1 protein-coding gene is annotated in these 2,311 nt (G+C 57.0%); it reads right to left on the reverse strand.

Annotation, left to right across the window (positions count from 1 at the left end; translation table 11 throughout):
• Window positions 1–320 precede the first annotated feature (320 nt).
• Window positions 321–2,015 (reverse strand): phospho-sugar mutase, encoded by a 1,695-nt coding sequence (locus AB5750_RS09655; RefSeq protein ID WP_006235592.1) that lies wholly within the window; start codon window positions 2,013–2,015, stop codon window positions 321–323.
• Between the last annotated feature and the right edge of the window lie 296 nt (window positions 2,016–2,311).

Below are 2,311 nucleotides of genomic sequence, written 5' to 3' on the forward strand. Positions count from 1 at the left end.
GCCTCTCGGCGGCCTTGCGAAAAACAAATCCAAGTTAGACCATTTCAAATGGTTCGATGTCTGCCCGGATGCGACACCTGAAGTGTCCATCCTCGCAGTATCCGGTTCTCAAGGTGCACGCCTGCGCTGGTTCCCGGTTGCACCGGGCCGCGCGGCAAGGAGATATATTGCCAGACCGGAGGGGCGCCGGGGGCGGGAATCTGGGCGTACACATTTCCTACACATATAAGTACTCTCGGTTGGCTGGTTAAAAACAGGAGGGGACCTCGCATCCGAGATCCCCTCTTTAGCCCATCTATAGCTATAGACTCTTAAATACCTTATGCCAGCAGCTTGCGACCGGACTCCTCGATCGCGTCAAGTGCTGCATCTGCCTCGGCGGCATCCGCGCCCTTAGCGAAGATGTACAGCTTAATCTTGGGCTCGGTGCCGGAAGGACGAACAATACCCTTGTTGCCACCCTCAAGATCGAACTCAATAACATTAGCCTTCGGCAGGCCGTTCACGCAGGTGTTGTAATCAACGACGGCCTCAATCTTGGAACCGGCGAGCTCCGCGGGCGGGTTCTCGCGCAGACCGGCCATGATGCCGGCCATCTTTGCCGCACCCTCAGCACCCGGATAGCTCAGCGAAATCGTCTTGTTGTGATAGTAGCCATACTTCTCGTACAGCTCGTGCATCGCGTCGGCAAGGTTCTTTCCCTGGAGCTTGTAATACTGCGCCATCTGGCAAATCAAAAGCGAAGTGCTCACGGCGTCCTTGTCGCGCACGTGGTCGCCGGCCAGATAGCCGTAGCTCTCCTCAAAACCGAAGATAAAGCGATCGACCTCGCCAGCATCGGAAAGAGAAGTAATGATGTCGCCGATGTACTTGAAGCCCGTCAGGCAGCGGCGGAGCTCAAAACCGTACTCGTCGGCCAGAGCGTCAACCATGGCGGAAGAAACGATAGTAGTGACAGCAACCTTCTTAGTGAGGTCCTCACCGCGAGCAGCGCGGGTCTTGCAGATATAGTCGAGCAGCAGAACGCCCATCTCATTGCCGGTCAGCAGCAGATAGTCATCGCCATTCTTAACGGCAACGCCAACGCGATCGGCGTCAGGATCGGTTGCAAGCAGCAGATCAGGGTGAACCTGCTCGCACAGGTCAATGCCCTTCTGCATGGCCTGACGAATCTCGGGGTTAGGATACGGGCAGGTCGGGAAATCGCCGTTAGGCTCCTTCTGCTCGGGAACAACCGTGACATCGGTGATGCCAGCGCGCTCGAGCACCGTCGTGACGGGAATGAGGCCGGTGCCGTTGAGCGGAGTGTAGACGAGCTTAAGCGGAGCGCCAGCGATCTCCTCGGCAGAAAGGTTGGTCACGCCGCGGGCGAGAACGGCGTCATAATAACGCTCGAGGCACGAGTCATCGATCCATTTGACCAGACCCTGCTCAAGAGCCTCATCGAAGTCCATGGACTTCACGCCGGTGAACGTATCGGTCTCGGCGATAGCCTTAGAAATTGCATCGGCGGCCTCGCTGGTGATCTGGCAGCCGTCGGGGCCATAGGCCTTATAGCCGTTATAAGGCGCCGGATTATGACTAGCGGTCATGCAAATGCCACCGGAGCACTTAAGGTCGCGGACGGCCCAGGAGAGCGTCGGCACGGGAGAAATCTTGGGATACACGAGGGCAGTCACGCCGTTTGCTGCAAGAATGGCAGCCGTAGTCTTGACGAACAGCTCACCTTTATTGCGGCTATCGCGAGCGATGGCGACCGTCGGATGCTCGAAGGTCGCATTGAGGTAGTCAGCGAATCCCTGGGTCGCACGACCGACCGTATAGATATTCATACGGTTAGTGCCCGCACCGATAGTGCCGCGAAGGCCGGCAGTACCGAAGGCGAGATCCTGGAAGAAAGCGTCGGTGATGGCGTCCTCATCACCCTGCTCCTTCATCGTGTTGAGCTCAGCGAGGAGCTCCTCGTCCTTGACATTGGCAATCCAAGTATCAAGCAGCTCATGAACATCTGCCATGTGAGTCCTTCCGTCACAATCAATAAAACAACCCGTGTAAAACAGGACAAGCGCATCAGCGCGCTAAAGCAAATATTAGTCCATTGAGAACAGAGAACCGACCACAGAACGGTGAACGTTTATATTCACCGGTGGATGATTGGATTGATTTAATTGCTTAGTGAACGCCGCAATTAACGCAAAAAAGGGGGAGGCCGCGAGGCCTCCCCCTTCTCAGTCCAAGCGTACGGCTCGGTGCCGTCCACCGGTCAGCGGCGCCCTGGCCTCCCACGGGCTGACCCCGCAGTACTCTCGGC

Source organism: Collinsella aerofaciens (assembly GCF_040926185.1).
Taxonomy (GTDB): domain Bacteria; phylum Actinomycetota; class Coriobacteriia; order Coriobacteriales; family Coriobacteriaceae; genus Collinsella; species Collinsella aerofaciens_BC.

Bases quoted from the DNA above. Each gene is read 5' to 3' on its own strand.
- AB5750_RS09655 (WP_006235592.1), bottom strand. From the start codon at position 2,015: ATGGCAGATGTTCATGAGCTGCTTGATACTTGGATTGCCAATGTCAAG.